Source organism: Phocaeicola sartorii JCM 17136 = DSM 21941 (genome assembly GCF_054653615.1).
Map to the genome: position 1 here is coordinate 2,130,032 of NZ_BAAIFW010000005.1, position 24,344 is coordinate 2,154,375.

Below are 24,344 nucleotides of genomic sequence, written 5' to 3' on the forward strand. Positions count from 1 at the left end.
TGCTGATGACTTCAAATTTTTTTCATGTAAATAAAAAATTAAATTGTTAATAATAACTTGTAAATAGCATAATCATAGCTACTTACAAAATGTCCCGGCAAAGATACGAAATATTTATTAACAATTGCCTGTTTTTGTGAGCAACGCCCTATTTCTTTTTTGTGTTCCTTTGCATTATAATTGATGCTAACACTAAAAAAATGGATTATACAGAGCAGTTTATCCGGCTGAATTGCAGCTTGATGTCGGATTACAAAATGATGAAGCTGAATGCCGACATGAAATGCATGGGGCTGGGATTGTATCTTAAAACGATCTTGTTTCTGCGGAAACAGGAGGAGTACAAACATGATTTTAACGAACTGGATTTATTGGCCGAACAATGGGGCGTTACCGTGGAAAATCTGCAACATCTTATCAAAGACTTTAACTTGTTTGTTATTACAGAGGACGGGTATTTCCGATCTCTGTATCTGGATGAGGTGATGGGGTATCAGAACAAACTTTCGGAGAAACGTGCCGCCGCCGGTAGTAAAGGAGGAAAAAGTTGTAAGAAAAAGACGGTGAAAGCAACTGTGCCCACAGCGTCTGAAATAGGGAGGGACGGAATCAATGAGGGGAAAGGCAGTGATGCACCCTGCATGGATAGCAAGGAAAAAATCTATATGGAAAACAGTGCAGAAAACAACGTGAAAAGTAGTGCGGATAGCATGAAAAATACGGCTGAAAAAAACATGGATGCGTTTTTAACCGAAAATTCGATTCAATGCGTTGATAATGAGTGTTGTAACGAGCCTTCGCAAGCAAGCTTTAAGCAAAACTTTATAAGAGAAGAAGAGAATAGAGAAGAGAAGAAAAAAGAAGATGATGTAGATGTAACAGAAACAAACATCGACATCGACGACGGCATGAAATTCTGTTCCGGAAAAGAAGCCGGGAAGATGCTTCAATGGGAATGCCATATCGATGAAGCTTTTAAGAATCGAAGTTGGGTGGAAACTGTGGGAATGATGTCGGGGTTGAAAGGAGACTTTCTGAAAAACCTTCCCTTTATGCGTTCCATGTTTAAAAAACATGTTGTGGCTCAGGGAAGTACGGAACGCATTATTTCTGTGTCCGAAGCACAGGCCTATTTTGCCAATTATATCCGTCCAGGGAAGCCCACCCGTCTTTTTCTGGAAGAAAAGTTGAAAGAAAGGAGCCGGATGCAAAAAGAATCAGTCTCATTCTCGCCCTACGAGTCGTACAACCCGCAGACCGGCGAACGTTCGTATTGCGGAGTGCCCCTTCCCGCCGATGCACCGCCGCGTCCCAACGGACGTGTCACTTGGGATAACCTGAAAAAGAGGTGGATATGACGCGCGAAGAACATGCAGCCTATGTGCGGTGGCTGAAAAGCCTGCCGCGTAGAAAAGACCATTTCCGTATGCCTTGTCCCGAATGTTCCGCAACGCGAAGCAATCCCAAAGACCCTTCGTTCAGTGTGCATATCACCCGTGAAGGGGGATGGGCGAAGTGCTTTCATTGTGATTTCGCCATAGCGTGGAACGAGGACGAGATGCGGAAAAGAGAACAGAAACAACAAGACCGGGAACGGCAGAAACAGCAGAGGGATTCAGCCTCGCAGCAACGTGACATGGCGCAGCAACGTAACACGCCGCCGTGCAAGCCGCACATCCCCCTGCCACCGCCTGTACATTACGTATGCCCGGTAATCAATAAAAACAAACAAATTATGAATGGAGAAATGATGGAATACATGGTCGGCAGACGAGGTATTCCGATGGACGTCCTGACAAGGATGAAGATAGAGGAACGCATGGAATTCCTGCCGCAGACCGGCAAGGAAGAAGCCTGCATCTGCTTCCCTTACCTGGAGGACGGAGTAATGAAAAACATGAAATTCCGGGATGCCGCGAAGCATTTCAAGATGGTGAAAGGAGCCGAGCTGATTCCTTGGAACATAGACGCCATAAAAGGGAAGGAAAAGTGCTACATCACTGAAGGCGAGATTGACGCCCTCAGCCTGATAGCCGCAGGACTGGAAGAAGTGGTGTCCGTACCCAACGGAGCCGGAGGCGCGAACCTTCAGTGGCTGGACCGCTTCGTGGAGTCGCACTTCGATGACAAGACGGAAATCATCCTGGCCATGGATACCGACAAGCGCGGAGTGGAGTTGCGCGACGAGCTGGTGCGCCGCCTGGGCATGGACCGCTGCAAGGTGGTGGCCTGGGGCGAAGGCTGCAAGGACGCCAACGAGTATCTGCTGAAATATGACCTCCCCCGGCTCCGCCAACAGGTGGAGCAAGCGGCGGAAATACCTCTGGAGGGAGTATTCTGCCCCATGGACGAATGGGATACGCTGATGGATATTTATTACAACGGCATGCCGGAGGGGGCCGATACGGGGTTGGAGAATCTGGACCGTCTGATCAAGTTCGAGCGGGGATTTGTGCTTACGGTCACAGGTGTGCCCGGCAGCGGGAAGAGCGAGTTTGTGGACGAGATCGCCATGCGCCTGCTCCTGCGCCACGACTGGAAGGTGGGCTATTTCAGTCCCGAGAACACCCCGCTGGCCTATCACTACCGCAAACTGATACGCCGCGTGGTGGGCAAGCGCTTCGAGCACGAGGGGATGCCGTTGCCGGAAGCCGGACAGGCCATCCGTTACCTGGCGCAGAGTGTCTTCTCCATTATGCCGAAAGAGGACTTCTCGGTAGAGAGCATACTCCGCATTGCCGCCCAGCTGGTGAGCCGGAAGGGGGTGAAGGTACTGGTAGTGGATCCCTTCAACCGCTTCGAGCATCAGATTCCCGACTGGGAGACGGAAACACAATACATCAGCCGCATCTTCGATGAGTTCTCCAATTTTGCCGTGAAGCACAAGGTGTTGCTCATCCTGGTGGCGCACCCCACCAAGTTGCGCCGCGAACCGGGCAGCAAACGCTGGCCGGTGCCCACACTCTATGACATCAACGGCTCGGCAGCCTTCTTCAACAAGACGGATTATGGCATGGTGATAGACCGTAACGATGAGCTGGGGCAGGTGCTGGTACGTGTGGCCAAGGTACGTTTCGACCATCTGGGCGGACCGGGAGATGCCTTCTTCGCTTTCAGCACCTACAACGGACGCTACACCCCTACCGAGGAGAGGACATTGGATCATAATCCGCCCGAACCGAAGTGGGATCGTACCAATTTCCTGACGGAGAAGCTGAAGCCCGGACAGCAGGAGCTGGAGTACGGCAAGGAAGGGTAGATTTACAGTGGGCAAGTCTGCAAAGAAATTTCCTCCGGTCAATGAGGGATCATTGCCTTTAACGACAAGAAGAAGAGCCGTATCAATGCTCGGAATGGAGCTTGATACGACTCTTTCAGGTCTTGTCGTTACAACTTGTGACTTTTCGCGATGGCCTTTTTCGTTTTGACACATTTAAGCGTTTAAAACCCTCTCCACCGTTCCTTTTTTATTTCCTCGCACTGCCGTCGCTGCCATGCGGGCATTATTTTCTCCAGCTCCTTCAGCTTCCATCCTTTCATGAAGCGTATCTCGTCCTTTTCCTGTCCGGTGCACAGGCTGATGCGCAGCAGTTCGGGGTAGAGCACCTGTACATGGAAGAGCTTGGCCCTCCACAGCAGCATGGACATCTGCCAGGGGGTGAGGGCATGGATGCGGTCCAGGGTGAGCAGCATTTCCAGATAATGACGGTAGAAAGTTTTGTCCACGGTCATGAGTTGATTGATCAGATAGTTCATTTTCATTCTTTTTTTTTAATTGAGTGTCAAATATTCCTTCACAGCATCAAAACAAGGGCACGGCTTCATGGGATTCAGGTCATGATGGCCCACGATCAGCGCTTGGGGGAACAGGAGGTGCAGCTCGCGCAGCAGTGCCAGCATGCTTCCTTTCTGCATCAGTGTGCGGGTGTCGGCAGGGGTGCCGTCCGCCGAGAGTCCGCCTTCATAGCAGATGCCTACAGAGTGGCGGTTATGGTTCTTGCAGTGCGCTCCCATTTTCTCCAGGGGGCGTCCGCGGTAGATCTCTCCGTCGCGGGTGATGTAGAAATGGTATCCTATGTCCGTGAAACCACGGTGGCGGATGTGATCCTGCCGGCAGGTCTCAAAATCCAGGCTCCGCCCCTCGGGGGTGGCGGAGCAGTGGATGATAATCAGGGTGATGGTTCTCATGGTCATCCTATACAGGCGTTCAGTCCCAGCGCGCCGGCAAGGGCGGTGGCTACGGTGATGATCACTTTCAGAATCAGTGTCCAGGTAGTTTTCTTTGTTCTTTCGTTCATAGATTTTTCTTTGGTTTTAGTAAGTTGATAATAAATGAATTGCGAAGGGTATTCAAGGAAATGTGCCCGAATGAGAACGGTGGGTCATAGGGGCACATTCATCCTTTTAGCGTTGTGTTTCAGTCTTCGGTTCTGTTTCAGTCCTCGGTTCCGTTTCAGTCCTCGGTTCCGTTTCAGTCCTTGGTTTCATCTCAGACCTTGGTCCCGTCTCAGGCCTGTTCTCCGTTTTCCGGTTCTTTTTCCTCTCCGGTAAGATCCACATTGGTCTTGCCGGCTTTCAGTGCCTTCACCACCAGACGGGCTGCCTTGCGTGTGGCCACCAGATTGAACACGGCGTCCTCCAGCAGGTTCCGGAAGCGTGGTCCGGCACTCCAGTTCACGTTCAGTTTTCTGACGTGGACAACGGGGTTGTACTCGGCAGCGGATTCCGCACCCAGACTGTTGATGCCCACGGAGAAGTCGCCCAAGTCGCCCAGCTGTATCTTCTGTCCTGCCAGAAGCTGCTCGCGCATGCAGTCCACTGCCATGGTGAGGATGGCCACGATGTCCGCACGTTTGTACACACAGCCGTGGCTGGCGATGTGCTCGGCAAAGCGGTTGATGTCCATCACTTCCGAATACTGTGCACTGGCGTATGCCTTCTTGGCGGCGTCCGCATCCATCGGATTGCCACGCATAACGATACTGTAATTTACCATAGTTTTTAAAAATTAAAAGTTGATCATTGAAAATTTAAAAAATCACTGTTGCCGGAAGATGAAGCCACTTGACTGCTAACCCTGCTGACCGTTACTACTAACCGCTAACCACTAACCGTTAACCACTAACCGTTAACCACTCAAAAAGATTTATATCTTTCACGTGTAAGATGCTATATCTTACGGCTGTAAGATTATAAATCTTTCGCCTTCATCGTTCCGACATTACAAAGATACGATGGGTGGATTCAGGAAAGTTGATTGTGGTTGATTGTAGTTGATTGTAGTTGATAACAGTTGATTCTAGTTGATTATTGTTGGAAAAACATTCTTTCCTCTCGTCCGTTTTTTGTACTTTTATGGAAGTAAATGAAACGTATGAAAAGTATGGAGAATTTTGAGATACGCACGTATGGCCGCACCGAGCTGGCCCTGTGTTATTTCCCGGATTTGAATCCGCAGGTAGCTTACCGTAAGTTGCAGTATTGGATTGACTATTATCCTCACCTCAGGGAGGATCTGGAGGCGATGGGCAGTGGTTTGAGGTGCCGTACGTATATGCCGGCACAGGTGTTGCTCATTGTGGGGGCGATAGGGGAGCCGTGAGGCACCAATCTTCTTGATTGAGCAAAGAGTCTGGCTACTTTTTTCGAGTAGTTCTTTAACTCGAATACAAAGGTACGAAAGTTTTTAGAGTAGCAAAATAAATGTTGCTACTCCCTTTCTGAATCTGTATTTTCTTCAATAGAATTAATCTCTTGAATTAGTAATGCTTGAAGTTCGTCTTTAGGTAACAGTAGTTGATATTCAGCTACCCCGATAGGCTTGTTTATATCTTGCAAAGCGATTTCTACATCTAAATGATCCTTGTCGGCGCAAAGAATGATACCAATTGATGGGTTTTCATTCTCTCCTTTTTCCAATCGGTCAAGCAACGAAAGGTAGAGATTCATTTTGCCAACATATTCTGCCTTAAAAGCACCGATCTTCAATTCGATAGCAACGAGCGAGCGCAAGCCCCTATGAAAGAAGAGCATATCCACCGCATATTCCTTGTTGTTATACTCCAGACGGTATTGGTTACCAATAAAAGAAAATCCCTTGCCTAATTCTTATGCCAACAAATTTATTATGCAAAGTGACTTAAACTAAATCGCAGCTACAAAAGTAATTATAAAAATATAATCATTTATTTCTTTACATAAGAATTTCATTAATTTAAGTGCGGTGATATTGCCACAACTTAAATTAATGACGTATGAATGATCACTCAACAACTTTTGAAGCAGTCACATCCTCTATGCTGAAAATCTTAAAAGAGGATTTTTCTCGTACAGATAGTACATTGGAAGGCTATGCATGGAAATGGAATCAATTAAGGCAGTTCATGGAGAACAATGATTTGCATTCCCTCACCCCTAAAGTCTGCGATGATTTTTTATCTTCTCTTTATGGTTCTAAAGATTTAACTTCATTAAAATCTGGTGACAAGAAATTTTTATCCGCTATCTTACTCCTGAAAAATTACCTCATTACAGGCCAAGTTATTCCAAGAAAAGTTCCGGTAGAATTGAAAGGAGAGATTGGCAGTTTGATGATGCAATATATATTATCTCGAAGTCAAGAACGCTTGTCCGGACACACTATCTACAATCACAAACAAATATTCCATCGTTTCCTTGATTTTCTAACATCTGCAAAAGTAGCCTCCATAGAACAAGTTGAGATTACCCACATCATTAAATATCTTAATACCATTGGTACTAAATATAAATCTGTAGCAAGTATATCCATCCATATTCTACGTAACTTTTTCCGATATCTATATGAACACAAAATTATAGATATGGATTTAGCGGCATTTATTCCAAAAGATAATTATAAGAAACAGCCTAAGCTACCGTCAGCTTACACTTCTGAAGAAATAAAAAAGATAGTGTCTTCTGTGGATAGAAGTACGACTACAGGAAAACGTAATTACTCAATTATTCTATTAGCCACAATGCTTGGTTTGAGGGCTTCTGATATAGCAAATTTAAAGTTTGAAAATATATTGTGGGAGGATAATGCCATACGTTTAATCCAGCATAAAACAAATAAGGAATTAGAACTGCCACTTCTACCGGAAATAGGCAATGCTATTATTGAATATCTACGGTATGGACGTCCAAAGTCCCAGTCATCATATATATTTCTCTTGGCACGTTCTCCCTATACTCACATAAACCAACCGGTCATATCCCAGATAGCCAAGAAATATTTTCTTAAAGCCAACGTAAATATAAAGAACAAGCATCATGGCGCACATGCCCTTCGACATTCCTTAGCGACACTTCTTTTAGAAGAGCAGGTAAAGCTCCCTGTTATAAGCGAAGTTTTAGGGCATGAGAACACGGAATCAACAAGTTATTATCTAAGAATAGATATCCAATCACTGAAAAAATGCTCCCTTGATGTATCACCTGTATGTGAAAACTTTTATACCCAGAAAGGAGGCTATTTTTATGAATAGAAATTTTAAAGGCATTTACGCCTCATTGATAAGAGAGTTTGTGAGCTTGAAGCGCAGTATGGGATTTAAGTATATTGGGGGAGAGTTTGTCCTGACTTTATTTGATAGATTTACTATTGAAAGAAATGAGACTGCAATAGGTATTACCAAGGAGTTGTCAGATGCATGGTGCAAGGAACGTGACAATGAATCCAATAGTTACCATTATCGTAGGTGCTATATTTTAGGTGCTTTCTCTTCGTTTCTTAACAAAAAAGGAATCCGCTCATATATACCAAGAACCCCGTCATTGAGAAATACCTTTATCCCTCATATCTTTTCATCAAAAGAGATAGAACGAATTTTTACGACATGTGATAATATGCAAAGTGGAAATAATGATATGAGATCCTCTTTTTTTATAATGCCTTCACTGCTTCGCATGTTATACGGAACAGGAATACGCATAGGTGAAGCCTTGTCTCTGCTCAATGAAGATATTAATCTTGAGGAAGAATACTTCATTTTACGAGATACAAAAAACGGCAAAGACAGGATTGTCCCATTTTCCACTTCTTTAGCAGAGGTTCTTAAAGATTATGTTGTACATAGAAACAGATTACCCGTAAAGATATCAGATACTACTCCCTTTTTTATCACACTTAAAGGAAGGGCTTGTGACAGGGATAGCATATATCGTCGATTTTGCAAAATACTCATTCAAGCAAACATTCCCAAAGACCGCATACGTCTGCATGACTTGAGACATACATTTGCCGTTCACTCTCTTGCTAAAATGGCTGAAGAAGGTATGGATTTATATTGTTCTTTGCCGATCCTATCAACTTACCTTGGACATCAATCTTTGCGGGCGACGAATAACTATGTTCGGCTTACGTCAGAGATGTATCCCGAATTAATTAGAAAAATAGATATCATTGGTTTTGATATTTTCCCTAAAATGTGACATTTATGAAACCTACAAATTTTTCAAAATATCTAACAGACTTCCTTCTCCGGTATTTGCCCCATGAAAGAGGAGCAAGTACTAATACGATCCATTCATACAGGGACACATTTACCTTATATCTGGTATACATGGAAAGTAAAGGTGTAAAAGCTGAAAAACTGACAATGGAAAGTATAACAAAAGAGAATATCTTGTCCTTCCTTGATTGGTTGGAAACAAAAAGAAGTTGCTGTACATCAACACGTAATCTTCGCCTTGCTGCCATACAATCATTTTTTAAGTACCTCCAATATCAGAGTTCAGACCATCTATACGAATATCAAGAAATAATGGCTATAAATAATAAAAAGAGTGTCAAGCCTATTATGAACTATCTAACGGTAGAAGAGATGAAGATTCTTCTGCAACAACCAGATACGACCAAACCTAAAGGTCGTAGGGATCTGGCGTTATTGTCACTTATGTATGATACAGCGTGTAGAGTGTCAGAAGTAATAAGCCTAACTCCGCAATGTGTTCGATTAGATGAACCATATACTGTAATAATCACGGGAAAAGGGAATAAAAATAGAGTTGTACCAATGCTTGAAGAACAGTTGGATATACTGAAAATATATATGAAAGAGAATGGATTGTTGAGATCAGAATGTCTACAACATCCGCTATTTACAAACTGTTGGGGCGAAAAGCTGACAAGAGCAGGGGTGGCGAATATACTGGATAGATACATCAAAAAGGCAAAGCTACTTCATCCCACGTTAATGAAGGGGAAAATAAGCTGTCATAGTCTTAGGCATAGTAAGGCAATGCATCTGTTACAAGCTGGGGTTAACTTAGTTTATATTAGAGATATTTTGGGGCACGTGAATGTGCAAACTACAGAAATTTATGCAAGAGCGGACTCAAAAGTGAAACGGGAGGCTATAGAAAAAGCTTATATTAAAGTTGTTCAGGAGGTGGATACTAAACCTATGTGGCAAGGAAATGAAAAGTTAATGGATTTTTTAAAGTCTTTCTGATGAAAATATTATGCAAAGTGATGGAGATAAATCTTTTTATAATTACTTTTGTAGCTGTGATTTAGTTTAAGTCACTTTGCATAATAAATTTGTTGGCATAAGAAATGTTATGCAAACCTTTACATAATAGTTCCAGTATAAACGATCTGATTTTAGCAACCAACCGCTTCTCCAATTCCAATTCTTTAACAGGTTCTGTTATTCCAAGAAATCCTAAGTTATATGAGCTTTTAAAGACCTCATTCGCATAGTTGGCTTGTGCCACAGGTAAGACTAAATCAAAATTATTCGTTTTGATTTGTGTCTGACGAGCTGCATAGGTATTCATCTTTATTGCATTGAGCAGCATATCTCTCGACCAACCTTTTTGTAAGCACTCTTCAGCGTAGAATAAGGCTTCATTAGCTGACAATGACTTATCCAACAGTAGTAAATTATGTCCCCAAGGTAAAACTGCTACAGCTTGTAGCAGTTTTGTATCTTCTTGATAATAACGCTCGTATAGTCGTTTCATATTCCAAAGGTTACGAGGAGACAATCCCATATCCGGAAACTGTTCTTTCAAGTCCACTGACAATCGCTTAACCACGCCACTACCATATCCACTCTCTAAATTTCTATCAAAGAGCAACTTCCCAATATTCCAATATACAGAATTGACGGTAGTGTTTACTTGCCTGGCAACGGTAGTGCGAGCAGTCTGAATCTCAGAAACCGCCTGCTGCAATATTTGAGCGTACTCGCTATCATTTATTCTTATTTCTTTTGTCATATCATGAATCCTTTCTCAGTAAATAACATCGGTAATGGAACACTTGCATATCGGACATTCTCACGCCTCGACACCCTTTGGGTACGGTGCAAGTGTCCGAGTGCAGTGTATGCAATCCGACGAGCGTAAAATTACAACAATTTAAACCTATCTCCAAATTTTATCGCCAGTTGTTGTGCAATGGCTCCCCAATTAGCCAGTGGCATGGTCCATTTCTTACGTATATTGCGGTAAGCGAGGTAAACCGGTTTTTCAAGGGCGGTGTCTCTTGGCTTTTCATTGGCATTTGATGGCTCTGCAACATCTTGGCTAACATTGTTAAATCGCTAACAGACAACATTCTTTCCTCGTTTCGCACTCACTTTCGTTTCTTTGTTGTATCTTTGCGGCAACTTGGAAAAAAGAGTTATAGAGACAATTTTAATGTTGATACTATGTTTGGAAAAAAGAAAGACACATTGGAGGGTTCCGTTGCGGTATCCGAACCCCTGAAGCTGACCACCATAGCTGTTGGAACCGTATTGAAGGGAACTGTCGAGGTAGACGGAAGTCTGCGGGTAGACGGAACGATAGAGGGAGAGGTGACTTGCCATAAGACCATGGTGCTGGGACCTCAAGGGCTGATTAAAGGGAATGTGAATTCCCATTCGGCCATTTTGCAAGGCACATTGAAAGGGGACATACACATCAAGGACGAACTGGTATTGAAAGCCGGATGCGACATGCAGGGTGATATTTATACCGGCAAGCTGGAGGTGGAACCTAAAGCCCGGTTCAACGGCACGTGTAACACGGTAGTGGAAGAGAGCAACCCCCAGCCCAAACCGGCGGCACAGCCGCAGCAGCCTCAGAATAAGGGGAAATGAGGGGAACAGGGGCAACCCCTATTCCCGTATCTCCCCCTTATGCACCAGCATTTTCACCAGCGCCCGTTTGGAACTGTGCGTGTCCGAAACCCATAACACAGAGTCGTTTTGCGCATAGATGCGGGCAGGCTGGGAAAAGGCGTACCCTTTTATGGACTTTATTTGCTTGCTCCATTCGTTGGGCTGGCGTTCGTATATGTTGATGGCGTCATTGTCGCCGGTGGCATACCAGCGTTCGCCACACAACGCCAGTGTCTTGGGCTTGAAGCCGGGCGACAGGGAAAGGTCGTCCAGGTCGATGGAAGCGTCGTTCGCCAGATCATCGTTCACCAAGGCCGGATCGAGCACCCGTATTTTCTTTCCTTCATAATCCGTGAGCAGCAGATGCCCTTCCGCGTCGGGCTGCATAAAGTGGCAGGCAAAGCTGTTGTTGCCCGGACTGCCGTTGCCGGACGCCCGGCGGTAGCGGTTCACCTTCTGGTAGTTTTCCGGGGTGGCGTCCTCCTCTTTATAAATGCTGACCATTCCGTTCTTGTCGCGTGCGAAAATCAGTCCGTCCTTTACCGTCATGGCCTGTGCCTGGAACACGGGGCCGCTCCATTGCCCGTTGCCTATGCAGGTGAGGTAGGACAGTTCCGGCAACCGGAATACATGGATGCGCGACTGGCGTTCGGCCACATACAGCCGGTTGCCCGACGGAACGATGGCCTCTATCGGACTTCCGAAACTCTTCTCCCCGCCGTCGTGCTGCCAGGTCTGCAAGGTGCCCAGCCGTTCACCTTTCTTTATACTGAACAGCAGCAGGCTGTTGCCTGCATTTCCGATGTTGGCGATGAAAAGAGTATCTCCCAGATGGGCGACGGTGTAAGGGGTGAAATCCTCGGCTGTTTCCATGCCCAGGGTTTGCGCGTCAATCAGTTGCGCCGCCTCATACGAGTAATACCAGTAACTGTTATAATCTCCGTTGTTTTCTCCGCCGGGAGCGGAGGGGTGGCCGCAGATTTCTTCCAGGGTGACTTTGCTGCATTGTGCCGTCAGGACTCCGGACAGCACTATCAGGATATAAACGTATATTTTCATGTGATTCTTTCTATATTATAATAAGGTATATATTTATTTCAGTTCGCTCATGGGGATGGCGTAGACGCATGCTCCGTTTTTCACGCGGTCGGTGATGAACAGCGTGTGGCGGCGGATGCAGAACTTCTCGGGTGCCTGCAGGGTGATGCCGCCGAGGGTGGTGTGATCTTTGATGATCTCTCCCGTCCGGGGGTTGACCTCGCAGAACTTCTCGGTGCCGTTGGAGCTTACAAACATCCTTCCTTCGTAGAAATCCAGGGCGTAGGGTACATTTTTATAAGCCAGTTGCCCGGTGCGTTTGGGGGAGACTCCTTCCCGTATCCCGTCGGGGGCGAACAGGTCTATGCGTTTGGCGGGGTGGGTGGAGTAGAGCAGGCCGGTCTGCTCGTCCACCGCCATGCCGTAGGTGCCGTTTGTCTCGCCCAGATGTTCGGAACGTACATAAATCCGCGGAGTCACTCCGGACTGTATAGCCTGTTCTTCTACAAAGTTGACGTAGCGTTTGTCGTGTATCATGACCAGTCCTTTGTAGAGCAGTACGTCGAAGGCATGTACGGTCTGCGAGGGGCCCGTTCCCCAGCTTCCATTGCCTATGCAGGTAATGAACTGATGGCTCTTCGCATCAAAAATCTCGGTACGGCTGCCTTCGTGGGTGACATAGATCTTGTCGTTGGCACGGGTGACGCCGTTCGGGCGTCCGCCGAAATTCTCGGTCACGTCTCCGTGTTTCCATTCCTTGATACTTCCCAAATGCTTCTTGCCGCCGCCGGCAAGGCCGAACACCTCTACGCTGTACTGGTTGTCCGCATCGTTCACGGCATACAAGGTGTCTCCGTACACATATACATCCTTGGGGCGGAAGGTGGTTTCCGTAGCGCCGGGCAGGTCGGTATAGTCCAGCTTGAACGCCACCGGCTCCCCGTCGTCTCCTCCCCGGTCGGTTTCTCCGTGCAGGGGGGACAGGCCGCCGTCCAGCGCATCGAGTTCCGGGTCTTCGATAATGTGTTTCGAAGCCACGTATATGTCATCGAAATAGCGGTTCTTGCTCCAGCGGGTGTGCAGGAAGCGGCGGGAGTAGACGGGCAGCTCCTTGTCCAGCGACAGGGCCACGTATACGTTGTTGCACAGGGTGACCCATCCCGGTCCCGTCTGTTCGTAGGTCATGTTTCCCGCATGGCCGTAGCCCACACAGTGGGCAAACTCGTGGAAGATGGTTTCGGTGATGCTTTTGTCGTCGGCATAGTGTTCCAGATAGCACACCTCATGCATGCCGAAGGTGGTTCCTCCGCCCAGTCCCATCACGCCTGTGGTGTAGCCGAAAAGCAGTCCGCGGTGGTTGAGCACTCTGGTGAGCAGGGCGGTCTTGTCTATTTCCGTCTTGTCGTTGTTGCTGTGCAGCGGGCCGAATTCGTGCAGGGCGGTCTTGAACCGTTCCGACGAGAACATATACGCCATGTTCAGCGCGATGGCCACCGCCTCACGCGTGTGCGAAGCTTTCATCTTATACTTCCAGCTTGCCTGGGTGTCGCTGTATCTGCCGAAGGCGATGTACCATTTGCAACGGATGGATTGCAGCCTTGCCCAGTAGGGGTCGTCGCACTCTACGGTGAAGGTCAGGTTTTCCTTCATCAGGTAGGGGTTTGCCATGATCCGTATTTTCTTTCCGCTACGGGTGTAGGCGGTCAGGTCCTGGGTGGCGAACGGCAGGTGTACCCGGAGTTGCTGGAAAGGCAGGATCTTTTCCAGTGTCATGAACTTGAATTCTTCTTCGTAACCGTCTATCCTGGCCCAGAAAGTCACGTTTTTCAGGGCTCTGGGACTATAGAAACGGAGCTGGAAAAAGTGCTCGTCGTCCATGCCGAACTGTAGGGGCTGGCTGACGTAGAAGCTGCGCTGGCCGGAGTCGAAATAAACATCCTGGGATTCATTGTCGTTCAGCAGATAATACGTGTTGTCCGGGTTATAATCCGTTTCGGCCAGCCGGACGGGCAATTCATGGCTTGCTGTGCCATTCTCTCCGGGAAGCGGGAGTTCGTCTTCTTTGCAGCCGGTCAGTAGCAAAAGTGTACTTGCTAAAATCAACAGGCTGGTAGAAAAATGTTTTTTCATCGTCTGTCTTTATTAGAATTGCAATTCTGTTTTTACTCATCGCTCTTTTGAAAAAAGCGTGCAAAAATAAATGTTTTGGATCAGATGAACAAAGAACCGTCTCAAAAAAATAACTCCTATATTGTTGCCCCATGTTTTGTTCATCGGAAAATATGCTGTATTTTTGTTATCCGAAATAAAGATGAAGATATGGCACAACCTTTAGCAGAACGTTTGCGTCCGAAGACATTGGACGATTATATAGGTCAGAAACACCTGGTGGGGCCGGGGGCTGTCTTGCGCAAGATGATTGACGCGGGACGCATCTCCTCCTTTATCCTCTGGGGGCCTCCGGGGGTGGGGAAGACCACGCTGGCGCAGATCATAGCCAACAAGCTGGAAACTCCTTTTTATACACTGAGCGCGGTCACTTCCGGTGTGAAGGATGTGCGCGAGGTGATAGAGAAGGCGAGAAGCAACCGTTTTTTCTCGCAGGCCAGCCCCATCCTGTTCATTGATGAAATCCACCGGTTCAGCAAGTCCCAGCAGGATTCCCTGTTGGGGGCGGTGGAGACGGGAGTGGTGACCCTGATAGGCGCTACCACCGAGAATCCCTCGTTTGAGGTGATCCGTCCCTTGCTCTCCCGCTGCCAGCTGTATGTGTTGAAATCATTGGAGAAGGAGGATTTGCTGGAACTGCTGCATAATGCCATCGCAAAGGATGTGGTACTGAAGGAGAAACAGATAGAGCTGAAGGAGACGGATGCCATGCTCCGCTTTTCGGGAGGCGATGCCCGCAAGTTGCTGAACATACTGGAACTGGTGGTGGAGGCGGATGCGGATGCCGGCCCCGTGGTGATTACGGATGAGAAGGTGACCGAGCGTTTGCAGCAGAATCCGTTGGCGTACGACAAGGATGGCGAGATGCATTATGATATCATTTCCGCCTTTATCAAGTCCATCCGCGGAAGTGATCCGGACGGGGCGCTCTACTGGCTGGCGCGTATGGTGGAGGCCGGAGAGGACCCGGCTTTCATAGCCCGCAGGCTGGTCATCTCGGCAGCCGAGGATATCGGTCTGGCCAATCCCAACGCATTGCTTCTGGCGAATGCCGCTTTTGACGCCGTGATGAAGATAGGATGGCCCGAAGGGCGTATCCCGCTGGCGGAAGCTACGGTGTATCTGGCCACCAGCCCTAAGAGCAACTCGGCATACGAGGGGATCAACAGCGCCCTGGAACTGGTGCGGCAGACGGGCAACCTGCCTGTTCCCCTGCATCTGCGCAACGCACCCACCAAGCTGATGAAACAGTTGGGCTATGGCAAGGATTACAAGTATGCACATGCCTATCAGGGCAATTTCGTGCAGCAGCAGTTCCTGCCGGACGAGGTGAAGAACAGCCGCATCTGGCATCCGCAGCACAATGCGCAGGAGGCGAAGATAAAGGAACGGATGCAGAGCCTCTGGGGGGAACGGTTCAAGGAATGAAAAGATGAAATTTAATTTTTGAGTATATGAAAATAGTAGTTTTAGATGGTTACGGACTGAATCCCGGAGATTTGTCATGGGAGGAGATGCAGGCATTGGGCGAGCTGACGGTGTACGACCGCACGGCCCCTGCCGAGTTGTTGGAGCGTGCTGCCGGAGCGGAAGTGCTGATTACAAATAAAACGGTGATTGCGGCGGAGGATATGGCCGCTCTGCCCGCCTTGAAATACATCGGTGTGCTGGCTACAGGATATAACATTGTGGACATACAGGCGGCAAAAGCGCGGGGCGTCATTGTCACCAACATACCTGCCTACAGCACCGCCTCCGTTGCCCAGATGGTCTTTGCGCATCTCTTGAACATCACCCAGCGGGTAGGCCATTACGCCTACGCCAACCGTCACGGGCGATGGGCGGACAATCCCGACTTCTGCTATTGGGATACCGACCTGGTGGAACTGGACGGGAAGAAGATCGGAATCATCGGCTTGGGAAACACCGGACAGGCGACGGCGCGCATCGCTGCCGCTTTCGGAATGCAGGTATGCGCCTATACTTCCAAGCCGCAGGCGCAGCTTCCCGAAGGAATCCGGAAAATGGAGCTGGAGGAGCTGTTCCGCGAATGTGATGTGGTGAGCCTGCACTGCCCCCTTACCCCCGATACCCGGGAACTGGTCAATGCCGCGCGCCTGGCCCTCATGAAACCGACGGCCGTTCTGATAAATACCGGCCGCGGTCCCTTGGTGAACGAGCAAGACCTGGCCGACGCACTGAACAAGGGGGTGATAGCGGCTGCCGGACTGGACGTGCTCTCTTCCGAGCCTCCCCACTATACCAACCCCCTGCTGACGGCGAAGAACTGCTTCATTACGCCGCATATCGCCTGGGCCACGAAAGAAGCCCGTGTCCGGCTGATGCGGATTGCGGTGGGGAACTTGAAAGGATTTATCGAGGGTGAGATTGTAAATAATGTGGCGGAATGAGAACAAAGGAAAAAGACAGGAAGAAAAGAAGGAGGTAAGAAAAATGGAGGAAGACAAGAATACGTTGGATTTGCATCCGGAAGTGATGGCGGAAGACAGGGTGGCAAGGGCCGTGGCCTTGTTCCGGGAAGGATATAACTGCTCCCAGTCCGTAGTGACGGCTTTTGCCGATCTGTATGGTTTCACCCGTGAACAGGCCCTGCACATGTCCGCCTCTTTCGGCGGCGGCATAGGGCGGATGCGTGAGACCTGCGGTGCCGCCTGCGGCATGTTCCTGCTGGCCGGGCTGGAGAAGTGCGCCATTGAGGGGAAAGACCGTGAGAGCAAGGCGGCGAATTATGCTCTGGTGCAGGAACTGGCCGGGGAGTTCAAGAAGCGGAACGGCGCCCTGCGGTGTGCCGATTTGCTGGGATTGTCCAAAAAAGAGCCGGTAGTATCCACGCCGGAAGCACGGACGGAGCAGTATTATGCCAAGCGTCCTTGTGCAAGAATGGTGGAGGAAGCGGCCCGAATCTGGAGCGAACACCTCGAAAAAACAAAAAAATAGGTTGAAAAATCGCTTTTTCTTATAGAAATACAAACTTTCTTGGTGCAAAAGTGTTGAATAACATAATTTTGTGTATCTTTGCAAGCGATAAGAAACACAAACATTCACATGGAAGTGTGTGGATGCGGTTAACGTTTAACTAAAAGCAAATTGAAAATGTTGAAAGAAAAAGCAGGTGCTTTGGCCGGACAGATCTGGGAAGCATTGAATGGAACTGAAGGTTTGACACAAAAACAAATCAAGAAAGCAGCCAAATTGAAAGCTGACAAGGATTTCTTCCTGGGCTTGGGCTGGTTGCTGAGAGAAGATAAGGTCGCTACTTCTGAAGTGGAAGGCGAACTCTTTGTAAAATTAGTGTAAGAAGAAGATTCTAAACTCATAAAAAAATGCGTTGGCACATCATTTTGTATGTGGTCAACGCATTTTTTTGTATATTTGCGCGAAATTTAAATGACGAAGATGAAGAATATCCGTAACTTTTGTATTATAGCACATATAGACCACGGGAAATCGACCTTGGCCGACCGTTTGTTGGAGTTTACAAAAACCATCCAGGTAACCGAAGGGCAGATGCTTGACGATATGGACCTGGAAAAGGAGAGAGGTATTACGATCAAGAGCCATGCCATCCAGATGGAGTACGAGTATGGAGGAGAGAAGTATGTACTGAATCTGATTGACACTCCGGGACACGTGGACTTTTCATACGAGGTATCCCGCTCCATCGCCGCCTGTGAAGGGGCGCTGCTCATTGTGGACGCTTCGCAGGGAGTGCAGGCGCAGACCATCTCGAATCTGTACATGGCGTTGGAGCATGACCTGGAGATTATTCCCGTGATGAACAAATGTGACATGGCGAGCGCCATGCCCGATGAGGTGGAAGATGAAATCATCGACCTGCTGGGCTGCAAACGTGAGGATATTATCCGTGCCTCGGGCAAGACCGGAATGGGTGTGGAGGAGATATTGAAGGCGGTGGTGGAACGCATCCCTCACCCGACGGGTGACGAGAAGGCACCGCTGCAAGCTTTGATTTTCGACTCGGTATTCAATTCCTTCCGCGGAATCATCGCTTATTTTAAAATAGAGAACGGCGTGATCCGCAAAGGGGACAAAGTGAAATTCTTCAATACCGGCAAGGAGTACGATGCAGATGAGATCGGTGTGCTGAAGATGGACATGATTCCCCGCACGGAACTGCGCACCGGAGACGTGGGGTATATCATTTCGGGTATCAAGACCTCGCGCGAGGTGAAGGTGGGGGATACCATCACCCACATCGCCCGTCCGTGTGACAAGGCGATTGCCGGATTCGAGGAAGTGAAGCCGATGGTGTTTGCCGGGGTCTATCCCATCGAGGCGGAAGATTACGAGAACCTCCGCGCCTCGCTGGAGAAACTTCAGCTGAATGACGCCTCGCTGACTTTCCAGCCGGAGTCCTCGCTGGCTCTGGGTTTCGGATTCCGTTGCGGTTTCCTGGGATTGCTCCACATGGAAATCGTTCAGGAACGTCTGGACCGCGAGTTTGATATGAATGTGATTACGACCGTGCCCAACGTGTCGTACATGGTGTATGACAAACAGGGACATGCCAACGAGGTGCATAATCCCGGCGGTATGCCCGATCCGACGCTGATTGACCACATCGAGGAACCTTTCATTGACGCCACGATCATTACCGCCACCGATTACATCGGCCCCATCATGACACTGTGTCTGGGCAAGCGCGGCGAACTGGTGCGGCAGAATTATGTGTCGGGCAACCGGGTGGAGATTCACTACAAGATGCCGCTGGGTGAAATCGTGATTGATTTTTATGACAAACTGAAGAGTATCTCGAAAGGATACGCTTCCTTTGACTACCATCAGTCGGGTTTCCGTCCTTCCAAACTGATCAAGCTGGATATCTTGTTGAACGGTGAGCCGGTGGATGCGCTTTCTACTTTGACGCATGTGGACAATGCCTATAACCTGGGCAAGCGTATGTGCGAGAAACTGAAAGAGCTGATTCCGCGCCAGCAGTTCGATATTGCCATCCAGGCGGCTATCGGCGCCAAGATTATCTCGAGGGAAACCATCAAGGCGGTGCGCAAGGATGTGACCGCGAAGTGTTATGGCGGTGACGTGAGCCGTAAGCGCAAATTGTTGGAAAAACAAAAGAGGGGTAAGAAACGAATGAAACAGATCGGTAACGTGGAAGTGCCGCAAAAGGCGTTCCTGGCTGTTCTGAAGCTGGATTAATAAAAAAGAGAGGAATGATTGTCGTCAGTCTGCAGAACTTCCAAGGCAGTCATTCCGTTCATAAAAAAAGAAAAAATAAATGAGAAAAGTTCTGTCTTTTTCGGTCTTCTTGATGATAGGCCTGTTGGTATCCCAGTTCCTTCCAGGAGTGGTGGGCGACGGATACGTTGCCATAAAAAGTGTGTCGAACGTGTTCCTTTACATTTGTCTGGGATTCATCATGATTAATGTGGGGCGTGAGTTTGAAGTGGACAAGACCCGGTGGCGCAGTTATGCGGAGGATTATTTTATAGCGATGGCTACTGCCGCCATGCCGTGGTTTCTGATTGCAATCTATTATGTGTTCGTGTTGTTGCCGCCCGAGTTCTGGAACAGTTGGGAGGCGTGGAAGGAGAATCTGCTGCTGAGCCGTTTCGCGGCTCCTACTTCGGCGGGTATCCTGTTCACCATGCTGGCGGCCATCGGGCTGAAGTCCAGTTGGATTTACAAGAAAATCCAGGTGCTGGCCATCTTTGACGATTTGGATACCATCCTGCTGATGATTCCTTTGCAGATTATGATGGTGGGCCTTCGCTGGCAGTTGATCATCATTGTCCTTGTGGTGTTTCTGATGCTGATGTTCGGATGGAGACAGTTGGGCAGGTATCATTGGCGGCAGGATTGGAAAGCGATCATCCTGTATTCCATGCTTGTTTTCGGAATAACCCAGTTGGTTTATGTGGTGAGCAAGAGCCTGTATGGCGAGGCGGGGAGCATACATATAGAGGTGCTGCTGCCGGCGTTTGTCGTGGGCATGGTGATGAAGCATAAGGAAATAGACACGCCGGTGGAGCATAAGGTGTCTACGGGGGTATCTTTCTTTTTTATGTTGCTGGTGGGGATGAGTATGCCTCAGTTTGTCGGGGTTGATTTCTCGGAGTCGCATGCGGGAACTCATTCCGTGACCGGGTCGCAGGAGATGATGTCGTGGGGGATGATTTTCTTTCATGTGCTGATGGTCTCCCTGTTGTCGAATATAGGAAAATTGTTCCCTCTGTTTTTCTACAGAGACCGTATGGTGAGCGAGCGGCTGGCATTGTCCGTGGGCATGTTCACCCGTGGAGAAGTGGGGGCGGGAGTCATATTTATAGCCTTGGGCTATAATCTGGGAGGCCCTGCCTTGTTGATTTCCGTGCTGACCATAGTGCTGAATTTGATATTAACCAGTATCTTTGTGCTGTGGGTGAAGAATCTGGCGTTACGCAGTTACGGCAGGTAGCGGGCAGCCGTGAATGAATGCCCCTGTTGATGAAAATTGAGACAGCCCCTTCAGACGGGCGTTGAAAATATAAACAATAAACGAGTCCTTTCTGTTAGTTGGAAGTAAAACGTCAATAACAGGAAGGGCTTGTGTTTTTATGGCAATTTATCACAAACCCTTAAATTTCGAATAATATGGAAAAACTGAAAATTCTGAACATGAACTTTTCCTTCCAGCGGGCGGCACACTATCACATCAATGGAGGGATGTTGCTGATGGGGGTAGTCTTGCTGGCCATGCTCCTGGCCAATTCCCCGTGGGGCGATGCGTATGCTTCCTTTTGGAACTACGAAGTCCATCTTCAGATAGGAGAGTTTAATTTTTTCAGTCACAACGGGCATCACATGACTTTGATGACCTTTATCAACGATGCCCTGATGGCTGTCTTTTTCTTCAGTGTGGGGCTGGAGATCAAGCGTGAGATACTGGTGGGCGAGTTGTCCAGTTTCCGGCAGGCGCTTTTGCCCATCGTGGCGGCGTGCGGCGGTATGCTGGCTCCGGTGCTGATCTATTATTTCATGACGGCGGGAACTCCGGCACAAAGCGGTCTGGCCATACCGATGGCTACGGATATAGCCTTCTCGCTGGGAGTGCTCAGCCTGTTCGGCAAGCGGGTTCCGCTGAGCTTGAAAGTCTTTCTGACTGCTTTTGCCGTGGTCGATGATATCGGCGGCATTCTGGTCATTGCTCTTTTTTATTCCTCCCATCTGGCGGTGGACTATCTGATTGTTTCGGTGGGTATCCTGCTGATACTCTGCGGGGGGAATTTCTTCCAGGTGCGCAATCGTTGGTTTTATATTTTCTGGGGAGTGATTCTGTGGTATCTGTTTTTGCAGAGCGGCATCCATGCTACCATTGCGGGAGTTGTCGCGGCCTTCACAGTTCCTGCCACTCCTCATTATAAGATAGGTAAGTACATCAACCGCATCCGGGAGAACATTGCGGTTTTTCCTGCCAGTGACAAGGAAAGCATTGTTTTAAGCAAGATGCAGATCAATGTGCTGAAAAGCATCGAGTCTTCCTCGGATCGTGTCATATCTCCCTTGCAGTCATTGGAGGACAGTCTGCACGGAATGGTGAATTATATTATTCTTCCCTTGTTCGCCTTTGCCAATGCGGGTATCTCGCTGACGGCGGATCACGGCGGTATAGAGGTGGGCGCTCCTACCTGGGCAGTGATGACGGGCTTGCTGGTGGGCAAGTTTGCCGGCATTTATTTTTTTACCTGGCTGGTGATAAAGACGGGATTCGCCGGGCTGCTGAAAGGCATGACTTGGGTGAATCTGACAGGTATCTGCCTTTTGGGCGGTATCGGCTTTACGGTTTCCTTGTTTATAGCCAACCTGTCTTTCGGGGACTCGCCGGTGTTGCTGACGCAGGCAAAGATGGGGGTCATACTGGGAACGGTGCTGGCGGGCACACTGGCGTATCTGGTCTTGCAGTTCGCATTGCCCAAAGAGCCTGTACAGGAATAAGGCCACAGGCGGGGCGGTACGCTGGTGAAACGGCCGCCTTGGTTTATCTGGGATTTCATTGTGATGCTTTTACAGGAGAATGGTCGGAAGAGGAAGGAAAGTATGACCGGAATTTCCGGAGAGACCGGATCGGAGGAAAACAACAATTCCGGTTTCTTGAAAAACGTGAGGAGGGTTTTTCAAGAAACCGGAATTGCCTGTATAAAAGATGTGGGTCCGGTATAAGAAATGCCTTGTTTTACAAGGGCTTCTGTCCGTGTTCCATTTCGTCCGTTTCCTTATGCTGCTCCGGGGCCGGGGTCTGTGCCGTTGTGGCCTGTACTTCCCAGTGGAACGGTTCGAATTGCGTGTTCTTGTCTACCCATGACGGCTTGCGCGATGCATAGATCATGAACGGAGCTGCGACTACCACGATGCAGCCGATAATCAAAACGGCAAACCATACGGTGTTACTGCCTACCGCAATCTGGCTGGGCGGGATGAAGCTGAGTACGAATGCCAGCAGCGAACCGCAGAAGCCGAGACCGCCGATGAGCCACATCAGTCCGTTGCCTTTGCTGCCGATGCGGAACGGGCGCGGAACCTTTTTCATGTTGTAACGCAGATAGATGGCACCGCTGAACATCAGCAGATACATGATGAGGTAAAGCAATACGGTGAGCTGTGACAGGATTTGGTAGAAACTCTGCACGGAAGGCATCACAACGAACAGCAGGCTGAGCAAGGTTACGGCAAGCCCCTGGACCAGCAGGATATTTTTCTGTACGCCGTTGGCATTGGTCTTCTGGAAGAAGGGAGGCAGATAACCTGCTTTGCCCACTGCGAAGATACCTTTTGACGGACCTGCCACCCAGGTCAATACGCCTGCCAGCACACCGAATGCCAAAGCCACGGCGATAACAGGTGACAACCAGGAAGCGTGAACGTATTTGAAGTAATTATCAAAGCCTACCAGCAGGCTCTGGGTCAGGTTGATATCCTTCTCGGGAATGATGATCCCCAGTGCGAAGGTGCCGAGCACGAAGATGATCACGGTGATAGCTGCACCGATGAATACGGCTTTCGGATAGTTCTTGGCAGGATTTTCCATGTCTTTTACATGGATACCGCCCATTTCCATACCGGCATAGAACAGGAAGATGCTGGAAGCCAGCACCAGATTGTCGAAGTTGCTGAAGTCGGGGAAGAAGCTGCCGTCAAAGTTCATCTGGCTCTGCCCGCCGGAAGCAAGGTAGATCACGGCCAATACCATCAGCAGGCCGGCCGGAATAATCGTACCTATCATACCGCCTGCTTTGGCCACTTTGCCTACCCAGCCCATGCCTTTCAGAGAAATGAAGGTGGCCAGCCAGTAGATAAGCAGTACCACTGCCAGTGAGTAATAACGGTTGGATGCCAAAGCCATATCATGGGCGTCACTCGTGCCGGTAAATGCCAGTGCCACGGCTCCGAAGGTCAGGACGGTGGGATACCAGATGGTGCTTTCCACCCATTGCAGGAAGATGGCGAGGAAGCCGAACTTCTTTCCGTAGGCTTCACCCACCCATCGGAATACACCGCCTTGCTTGTCCTGGAACATGGCCGCCAGTTCCGCCGCTACCAGCGAGGTAGGTATCAGGAAGACGATGGCCGCGAATAAATAATAAAATGCCGAACTCAGTCCGTATTCGGCTTCGGCAGGCAGTCCGCGCAGGGATACTACCGCAGTCACGTTCATAATAGCGAGGGTGAAGACCCCTAGCTTGACTGATTTACTAATGTTTGCCATAAAGTTTAGGTTTTAAAAAATGTATGTTTTTTGTTTACGGAGTCTATAACAACTCCTTAGAAATGATGTTTGTCCGTTTAGGTTTATTAACCCGGAAGGTATCCGGAATGAAACATTTATACCCGGAAGGGTGTTTCTGGGAAAAAGAATATAATCAGTATCGTTTATGAAGCAACAATCGGAGCCGGCGGATACTAAATAATAGCTTGAACTTCGTCAAAAATAAGAAAAAAGTCTTATCTTCGTAGCCAATAACAAAT

The 24,344-nt window shown here is 48.5% G+C and carries 22 protein-coding genes and 3 pseudogenes; 14 read left to right on the top strand and 11 right to left on the bottom strand.

The annotated features are described in order from the left end of the window. The first annotated feature begins 200 nt into the window (after positions 1–200). Entirely contained in the window at positions 201–1,358 is a 1,158-nt protein-coding gene (locus ACYQ0C_RS08925) for a DUF4373 domain-containing protein (RefSeq protein WP_016276442.1), read from the top strand. After that, the gene (locus ACYQ0C_RS08930) at positions 1,355–3,259 is read left to right on the top strand and encodes a DnaB-like helicase C-terminal domain-containing protein (RefSeq protein WP_016276443.1); all 1,905 of its coding nucleotides are present in this window, start codon (positions 1,355–1,357) and stop codon (positions 3,257–3,259) included. The genes ACYQ0C_RS08925 and ACYQ0C_RS08930 overlap by 4 nt, the downstream gene beginning before the upstream one ends. A 182-nt stretch (positions 3,260–3,441) precedes the next feature. Here the strand turns inward: ACYQ0C_RS08930 and ACYQ0C_RS08935 are convergent, their stop codons facing one another. The 4 genes from ACYQ0C_RS08935 to ACYQ0C_RS08950 all read right to left on the bottom strand — a co-directional run bounded on the left by ACYQ0C_RS08935 (position 3,442) and on the right by ACYQ0C_RS08950 (position 4,996). Beyond that, positions 3,442–3,756: a hypothetical protein gene (locus ACYQ0C_RS08935; RefSeq protein WP_025077278.1), complete on the bottom strand. Its 315-nt coding sequence runs from the start codon at positions 3,754–3,756 to the stop codon at positions 3,442–3,444. 15 nt (positions 3,757–3,771) lie between these two features. After that, a complete protein-coding gene (locus ACYQ0C_RS08940) occupies positions 3,772–4,194 on the bottom strand; it encodes an N-acetylmuramoyl-L-alanine amidase (RefSeq protein WP_016276445.1) in 423 nt (140 codons plus the stop codon). Further along, positions 4,191–4,298, bottom strand: a complete 108-nt coding sequence (locus tag ACYQ0C_RS08945; RefSeq protein WP_016276446.1) for a smalltalk protein — start codon at positions 4,296–4,298, stop codon at positions 4,191–4,193. The genes ACYQ0C_RS08940 and ACYQ0C_RS08945 overlap by 4 nt, the downstream gene beginning before the upstream one ends. 209 nt (positions 4,299–4,507) lie before the next feature. Continuing rightward, the gene (locus ACYQ0C_RS08950; RefSeq protein ID WP_016276447.1) at positions 4,508–4,996 is read right to left on the bottom strand and encodes an HU family DNA-binding protein; all 489 of its coding nucleotides are present in this window, start codon (positions 4,994–4,996) and stop codon (positions 4,508–4,510) included. A 387-nt stretch (positions 4,997–5,383) separates the two neighbouring features. On the opposite strand from ACYQ0C_RS08950, the gene ACYQ0C_RS08955 reads away from it, so the two are divergent. Then, on the top strand, positions 5,384–5,602 hold the full coding sequence (locus tag ACYQ0C_RS08955) for a DUF4248 domain-containing protein (RefSeq protein ID WP_025018758.1): 219 nt from the start codon (positions 5,384–5,386) through the stop codon (positions 5,600–5,602). Between the two features lie 107 nt (positions 5,603–5,709). Here the strand turns inward: ACYQ0C_RS08955 and ACYQ0C_RS08960 are convergent. Next, positions 5,710–6,108, bottom strand: a pseudogene (locus ACYQ0C_RS08960) (PDDEXK nuclease domain-containing protein); the annotation flags it as partial. 146 nt (positions 6,109–6,254) lie between these two features. Here ACYQ0C_RS08960 and ACYQ0C_RS08965 point away from each other — a divergent pair. Genes ACYQ0C_RS08965 through ACYQ0C_RS08975 form a run of 3 tightly spaced genes read left to right on the top strand, consistent with a single transcriptional unit; the run spans position 6,255 to position 9,476 of the window. Next, positions 6,255–7,508, top strand: a complete 1,254-nt coding sequence (locus ACYQ0C_RS08965; RefSeq protein WP_008024682.1) for a site-specific integrase — start codon at positions 6,255–6,257, stop codon at positions 7,506–7,508. Further along, entirely contained in the window at positions 7,501–8,454 is a 954-nt protein-coding gene (locus ACYQ0C_RS08970; protein ID WP_229091420.1) for a tyrosine-type recombinase/integrase, read from the top strand. The genes ACYQ0C_RS08965 and ACYQ0C_RS08970 overlap by 8 nt, the downstream gene beginning before the upstream one ends. Before the next feature lie 5 nt (positions 8,455–8,459). Continuing rightward, positions 8,460–9,476: a site-specific integrase gene (locus ACYQ0C_RS08975; RefSeq protein WP_008024684.1), complete on the top strand. Its 1,017-nt coding sequence runs from the start codon at positions 8,460–8,462 to the stop codon at positions 9,474–9,476. A 61-nt stretch (positions 9,477–9,537) separates the two neighbouring features. Here the strand turns inward: ACYQ0C_RS08975 and ACYQ0C_RS08980 are convergent, their stop codons facing one another. From ACYQ0C_RS08980 to ACYQ0C_RS08990, 3 genes and pseudogenes are all read right to left on the bottom strand, one after another. Next, positions 9,538–10,248, bottom strand: a complete 711-nt coding sequence (locus ACYQ0C_RS08980; RefSeq protein ID WP_016276450.1) for a DUF1016 N-terminal domain-containing protein — start codon at positions 10,246–10,248, stop codon at positions 9,538–9,540. 5 nt (positions 10,249–10,253) lie between these two features. Next, positions 10,254–10,376 (bottom strand): annotated as a pseudogene (locus ACYQ0C_RS08985) (exonuclease); the annotation flags it as partial. Between the two features lie 3 nt (positions 10,377–10,379). Continuing rightward, positions 10,380–10,520: pseudogene (locus ACYQ0C_RS08990) on the bottom strand (IS256 family transposase); the annotation flags it as partial. 162 nt (positions 10,521–10,682) lie between these two features. Between ACYQ0C_RS08990 and ACYQ0C_RS08995 the strand changes: the two are divergent. After that, positions 10,683–11,114 (top strand): bactofilin family protein, encoded by a 432-nt coding sequence (locus ACYQ0C_RS08995; protein ID WP_016276451.1) that lies wholly within the window; start codon positions 10,683–10,685, stop codon positions 11,112–11,114. An 18-nt stretch (positions 11,115–11,132) separates the two neighbouring features. Here the strand turns inward: ACYQ0C_RS08995 and ACYQ0C_RS09000 are convergent, their stop codons facing one another. Then, on the bottom strand, positions 11,133–12,194 hold the full coding sequence (locus tag ACYQ0C_RS09000) for an NHL repeat-containing protein (protein WP_016276452.1): 1,062 nt from the start codon (positions 12,192–12,194) through the stop codon (positions 11,133–11,135). A gap of 33 nt (positions 12,195–12,227) precedes the next feature. Then, a complete protein-coding gene (locus tag ACYQ0C_RS09005; RefSeq protein WP_016276453.1) occupies positions 12,228–14,303 on the bottom strand; it encodes a YncE family protein in 2,076 nt (691 codons plus the stop codon). 189 nt (positions 14,304–14,492) lie between these two features. Here ACYQ0C_RS09005 and ACYQ0C_RS09010 point away from each other — a divergent pair, with 189 nt between their 5' ends. From ACYQ0C_RS09010 to nhaA, 7 genes are all read left to right on the top strand, one after another. Continuing rightward, on the top strand, positions 14,493–15,770 hold the full coding sequence (locus tag ACYQ0C_RS09010) for a replication-associated recombination protein A (RefSeq protein WP_016276454.1): 1,278 nt from the start codon (positions 14,493–14,495) through the stop codon (positions 15,768–15,770). Positions 15,771–15,796: 26 nt separating this feature from the next. Next, positions 15,797–16,753, top strand: coding sequence for a D-2-hydroxyacid dehydrogenase (locus ACYQ0C_RS09015; RefSeq protein WP_016276455.1), 957 nt, complete (start codon positions 15,797–15,799; stop codon positions 16,751–16,753). Between the two features lie 43 nt (positions 16,754–16,796). After that, positions 16,797–17,300 (top strand): C-GCAxxG-C-C family protein, encoded by a 504-nt coding sequence (locus ACYQ0C_RS09020; RefSeq protein WP_051572445.1) that lies wholly within the window; start codon positions 16,797–16,799, stop codon positions 17,298–17,300. A gap of 156 nt (positions 17,301–17,456) precedes the next feature. Then, a complete protein-coding gene (locus ACYQ0C_RS09025; RefSeq protein WP_016276457.1) occupies positions 17,457–17,660 on the top strand; it encodes a winged helix-turn-helix domain-containing protein in 204 nt (67 codons plus the stop codon). A gap of 99 nt (positions 17,661–17,759) precedes the next feature. Next, positions 17,760–19,541 carry a translation elongation factor 4 gene (lepA, locus tag ACYQ0C_RS09030; protein WP_016276459.1) on the top strand — a complete coding sequence of 594 codons (1,782 nt, stop codon included), beginning with the start codon at positions 17,760–17,762 and terminating at the stop codon, positions 19,539–19,541. Between the two features lie 79 nt (positions 19,542–19,620). Continuing rightward, positions 19,621–20,799 carry a cation:proton antiporter gene (locus ACYQ0C_RS09035; RefSeq protein ID WP_016276460.1) on the top strand — a complete coding sequence of 393 codons (1,179 nt, stop codon included), beginning with the start codon at positions 19,621–19,623 and terminating at the stop codon, positions 20,797–20,799. A 176-nt stretch (positions 20,800–20,975) separates the two neighbouring features. Beyond that, the gene (gene nhaA, locus ACYQ0C_RS09040) at positions 20,976–22,316 is read left to right on the top strand and encodes a Na+/H+ antiporter NhaA (RefSeq protein WP_016276461.1); all 1,341 of its coding nucleotides are present in this window, start codon (positions 20,976–20,978) and stop codon (positions 22,314–22,316) included. A gap of 238 nt (positions 22,317–22,554) precedes the next feature. On the opposite strand, the gene gadC is transcribed toward nhaA, so the two are convergent. Continuing rightward, on the bottom strand, positions 22,555–24,084 hold the full coding sequence (gadC, locus tag ACYQ0C_RS09045; protein ID WP_016276462.1) for a glutamine/gamma-aminobutyrate antiporter GadC: 1,530 nt from the start codon (positions 24,082–24,084) through the stop codon (positions 22,555–22,557). Positions 24,085–24,344: the final 260 nt, after the last annotated feature.